The 4,869-nt window shown below is 46.5% G+C and carries 4 protein-coding genes and 1 pseudogene; 2 read left to right on the top strand and 3 right to left on the bottom strand.

From position 1 onward, the window contains the following. A partial coding sequence (locus AB4496_RS06050) for an SDR family oxidoreductase (protein ID WP_372130692.1) occupies nt 1-570 on the top strand: 570 nt, incomplete at its 5' end. 7 nt (nt 571-577) lie between these two features. After that, nucleotides 578-1,579 carry a DUF3080 domain-containing protein gene (locus AB4496_RS06045; protein ID WP_009848705.1) on the top strand — a complete coding sequence of 334 codons (1,002 nt, stop codon included), beginning with the start codon at nt 578-580 and terminating at the stop codon, nt 1,577-1,579. 53 nt (nt 1,580-1,632) lie between these two features. Here the strand turns inward: AB4496_RS06045 and AB4496_RS06040 are convergent, their stop codons facing one another. The 3 genes and pseudogenes from AB4496_RS06040 to fadH all read right to left on the bottom strand — a co-directional run. Further along, complete coding sequence (locus tag AB4496_RS06040) at nt 1,633-3,609, bottom strand: DNA topoisomerase III (RefSeq protein ID WP_009848706.1); 1,977 nt, start codon at nt 3,607-3,609, stop codon at nt 1,633-1,635. A 127-nt stretch (nt 3,610-3,736) separates the two neighbouring features. Continuing rightward, nucleotides 3,737-4,285 (bottom strand): NAD(P)H nitroreductase, encoded by a 549-nt coding sequence (locus AB4496_RS06035; protein ID WP_009848708.1) that lies wholly within the window; start codon nt 4,283-4,285, stop codon nt 3,737-3,739. 245 nt (nt 4,286-4,530) lie between these two features. Beyond that, nucleotides 4,531-4,869, bottom strand: a pseudogene (fadH, locus tag AB4496_RS06030) (NADPH-dependent 2,4-dienoyl-CoA reductase); the annotation flags it as partial.

Raw genomic sequence — 4,869 nt, 5'->3', positions numbered from 1 at the left:
GAACTGCTCTCTCTCGCAGACCACAATAGCAACCTGACCTGCATTCAATTAGAGATCACCGATTACCAAGCGGTGAGCCACCTCAATTCGCAAATAGAGTCGATTGATATTTTGATCAACAACGCTGGCTACTATGGCCCTAAAGGTTATGGTCTGGGTAATACCGATGTCGAAGAGTGGCGCCGTGTATTCGAAGTCAACACCATTGCTCCATTGAAGCTTGTCGAGACTCTATTACCTCTTATCGAAAGTAGTGACGTCAAAAAGATCGCCTGTCTTTCATCTAGAGTGGGTAGCATGTCTGAAAACACATCAGGCGGAGGCTACATCTATCGTTCATCTAAAGCGGCTCTTAACTCAGTTGTGAAGAGTTTAAGCAACGACTTGACCGATAATGGCTTTACAGTGTTAGCGTTACATCCTGGTTGGGTACAGACGGAAATGGGCGGCCCTAATGCTCTTATTGATACAGAGACTTCGGCTCAAGGCCTTGTGACTGTAATAGAGTCATCGAATACTGAAGTGAGTGGTCACTTCTTCAATTTCGATGGTAGCGAAATAGACTGGTAGCCGTCACATGGTTCGCCGCGTGATCTCAAGCTTACTCGTACGTTCAACACTGTTGTGTCTAACAATGGTGCTCACTGGATGTTTCGATGACAGCCCACAGAACTATTTCGACGACTATCAGGCCAAAATCGCCAACGTGCAAGATGCTGACGAGATACAGGAAGACTGGGAGCTCGACAGCTTACCGAGAAAGCGAGAACTGTTTATTGAAGTTCCTTCGCTCTCTATCGGGCTTATCGACAGCTATCAACTTCGACAATGCGGATTATTCAACCTGATTGCAGAAAGAAACTCCGTACTTGGAAAAGTCGCCGACGAGTTCCGAAATTACGATTATCAAGTCGCTCTACTGGAAGGTGTTGGTCAATGTTTATCTAATAACGAATTAGATCCAGAGATCGTAGAATTACTCAAAGAAATCGAGCAGCAGAAGCTCGCACAATTTCCACTGCACCAATGGAATCTCATCTATGCCAGCGATGCAATGCAGTCTCAGATGCGTGGTAGTCAGTGGTTACACGCTGATATCGGCGATCAGGTACGACAAACCAGTGATGCCTTAGAATATATCAATCAAGCGTTAAACGTTCCGCTCGTTTCGGGAAAGACTACTGAGGTTCAAGAAGTATTAGAAAAGAGCTCTACGCTCGGTGATTTATACTACTCGCTCACGCGAGCTTCGGCCGAACTTGATACCATCACCAAACAGCTGACAACTTTTAATCACAATATCATCTGTGGTAAACAACGAGACACGACCAAGTTTCGTTATCTCAACAATGTGTTCGAGCAGCAATATATAGGCAAAGTTCAGCCGTACATAGCGCAATTAGATGGCTACTATCAGCAGTTAGCCCCGCAACTTGGTATGTTTGACGCGCAACCTGACCTACACAGTTATTACTTTCCCATCAAAGATGCGCATAACGCCTTTCGATCATCCACTCGCCGCCATGTCGACTATTGGCAACAGCTGTTTAAGCGCTGCGGACGCAAGGTCGGACGTTAATTCCAGTATCGCCAATAAACAGCGGTTTGTTCTCAGTACCTAACTTTTAGTACCTAGCTTTTAGTGCCTTTCTTAGCATACGTCCCTTTCTTGGCATAAGTTTTCTTCGCACCACCGCCTTTACGACGTTTAAAAGCCGGTCTTTCGACTTTAGGAAGATGACGCAAAGATTCAGGGACTTCACCCGTTTTTACCTTGCCCATCAAGCCGTCGATCTTGCTTTCTAATTCTTGCATGAAGGGCTGATACGCTTGGTTTCGTTCAGCCATACCTTGTAACTGATGCTCCCAGTGAGCGGTCATATCGGGAAAGGTCGAGTCCTCAGGTAAGGCATTAATCAATCCTCTTCCCGCCGGGCTACTGTGAATGCTTTTACCCTGTCGCGTTAACAGTTGTCTCTTGAACAGAGTATCGAGAATCCCCGCACGGGTTGCTTCTGTGCCGAGGCCATCAGTCTCTTTCAAGATAGCTTTGAGGTCTTTATTTGCCACAAAGCGTGCAATACCGGTCATCGCTTGTAACAAGGTCGCTTCGGTAAAGTGTTTTGGTGGCTCGGTTTTCTTATCGCCAATCACGCCTTCACGACAGGTGAGCACAGTCCCTTTATCTAGCGGTGGAACAGTGTCAGTACCATCACCTTTATCTTCGGTGTCCGTTTTGCCCATCAACACTTTCCAGCCTGGGTTGATAAGCTGACGCCCTTTCGCGATGAACACACCACCAGCGATATCAAAAACCAACTTAGCATCCGCAAAAACAGCCGGTGGGTAGAACTGCATCAGATATTGGCGGGCAATTTGCTGATAGATTTTCATCTCATTAGCAGATAGGCCATTCACCGCTGATTTCTTCGGCGTTGGGATTATCGCGTGGTGAGCATCGACCTTACTGTCGTTCCATGCTTTGGATTTAAGAGAAAGATCCGCGCCTTGCGCACCACTTTGCAGCTCTTTCGCATTATTGGCGATAGCATCGACTACCGACTCTCGTTGCGAATAATGATCTTTAGGTAGATAGCGGCTATCAGAACGTGGGTAAGTGATGAGTTTGTGTTTCTCATACAATGACTGACAAGTGTCGAGTACCTGTTGAGCGCTCATACCAAAACGCTTAGACGCATCAATCTGCAGAGCTGACAGCGAATAAGGGAGTGGTGCCGCTTGTTTGCTTTGCTTTTGCTCTGATTCCGTCACCGTTGCAGGCTGATTAGCAATTCGGTTAGCGACATTCTCAACCAGCTTTCGATTGAGTACGCGGCCTTCTTCATCTTGCCAAGGTTTACATGCTTCGCTTGGTTTCCAACGTGCTCGAATATCAAAGCTCTGGCCGTTGTTTTGATAAGGGATCAGCGCATGCAGAGTAAAATAATCTTTCGGAATGAAGTTTTCGATCTCTTCATCACGCCTTACGACCAAACCAAGTACAGGCGTTTGCACTCGCCCTACCGACAACACGCCTTGGTAACCCGCCTTTTGACCTAACAAGGTATACGCGCGAGTCATGTTCATGCCATACAGCCAATCGGCTCTAGAGCGCGCCAATGCAGAAATAGAAAGTGGAATAAAATCGCGGTTACTGCGCATTTGAGAGAGCGCACGCTTTACCGCTGGCAAGTTCAAGTCACTAATAAGTAACCTGTCCATCGACTCTTTCTTAGTCTTAGACACCTTGCAATAATCAATCACTTCATCAACCAGCAGCTGCCCTTCTCTATCCGGGTCACCCGCATGGACAATTTGGGTCGCGTCCTTCAATAGCTTTCGGATCACAGTAAGCTGTTTGCTGGAAGTCTTGCGCGGTCTCAGCTGCCATTGCTCCGGCACGATAGGAAGATCGGCTAAGTTCCACTTCTTATAACGGTCATCATAAGCGTCTGGCTCAACCTGCTCCAATAAGTGTCCAATACACCAAGTCACCACATCCCCATTGCCACATTTGATAAACCCTTGGTCTTTCTTCTGTGGATTAGGCAATGCAGCGGCGATCGCACGGCCGAGGCTTGGTTTTTCAGCAATAATAAGACGAGACATGTTTTTCCAGATGCAACAAACAATTAGGGCCACATTATCTAATGTGGCCCTAATAAATCAAGAAAAACTGGTTGTTTATACAGTTAACATTCAACAATTCGTTGTATAGCTATTTTCCTGACGACATCTATAAGAACTCGACGAACTTTGAGAAGTCACGCTCTGGCACTTTCATTGGCGTACAGCCCGGAGTACCTAGGTATAGGAAACCAACAATTTCATCGTCGCCTTCTAAGCCGAAAGCTTGGTGCACTTCAGGGTGGAACATCCATTTACCTGAACGCCAAAAACCTTGGAAGCCTTGTGCAACTGCGGCCATTTGCATTGCTTGCGCAGCACAACCCGCAGACAGGTGTTGTTCGAATGCTGGCACTTTTTCGTGCTCAGTTACCTTTGCGATGATAGTGATCACCATTGGAGCTCGAAACGGCGCTTTTTTAACTTTCTCAATGACCGCTTCTTCGCTCTCGTCAGCTTGTGCTGCACGAACCAAAATATCAGAGAGCTTCTGTAACCCTGAGCCTTGTGCGATAACAAAGCGCCATGGTGTCAATGCGCCGTGGTCTGGAGCACGTAAGCCCGCTTTAATGATATTTTCTAACGCCACACCTTCAGGTGCCGGATCAGAGAGTTTTGCGATTGAGCGCCTGTTGAGCAATAGATCCAAAGCATCCATTTGAAGTCCTTACTAATTTTTATTGTTTGTATAATTGAACTGTAGCACAGAACACAAACGATAATAAATCTCAACGGCTGTCTATTTGAAGCAATATTTGAAACGACACTAGAAACAACAAAGGCCCCTAAATCTATGACTTAGGAGCCTTATTTATCTGTCTAGTCCAAGCTTAGTTACCCGTCTAGTTCAGCTTATTGAACTTTCTGATTCAAACTTATCAAACGAGAACATTCTGTTTGTTGTTAAAGCTTAATAGCTAACTCAACACCTTGGCGAATCGCACGCACGGCATCCAGTTCACCCGCGTAATCGGCACCGCCTATCACGTGTAGTTTGCCACCAAACTCTTGCCACATGTCTTCGAATGGACGAACCGAAACTTGGCCCGCACACACGATAACGGAATCGGCATCGAGTACCTGATCTTTCTTACCAACGCTAATATGCAGACCTTGGTCGTCAATCTTGTTGTAGCTCACGCCACCAAGTAAGTTCACACCACGTTTTTCTAATGTGCGTTTATGAATCCAACCTGTAGTCTTACCCGGGCCTTTACCCACTCGACCGGCTTTACGCTGCAT

The organism is Vibrio sp. 10N.222.46.A1, from assembly GCF_041473595.1.
Classification (GTDB): Bacteria; Pseudomonadota; Gammaproteobacteria; order Enterobacterales; family Vibrionaceae; genus Vibrio; species Vibrio tasmaniensis_A.
This window is presented reverse-complemented; position numbering and strand designations above follow the sequence as displayed.

Excerpts from the sequence above, each read along its gene's own strand:
- AB4496_RS06045 (WP_009848705.1), top strand. The coding sequence starts at position 578 with ATGGTTCGCCGCGTGATCTCAAGCTTACTCGTACGTTCAACACTGTTG.
- AB4496_RS06035 (WP_009848708.1), bottom strand. The coding sequence starts at position 4,285 with ATGGATGCTTTGGATCTATTGCTCAACAGGCGCTCAATCGCAAAACTC.
- AB4496_RS06040 (WP_009848706.1), bottom strand. The coding sequence starts at position 3,609 with ATGTCTCGTCTTATTATTGCTGAAAAACCAAGCCTCGGCCGTGCGATC.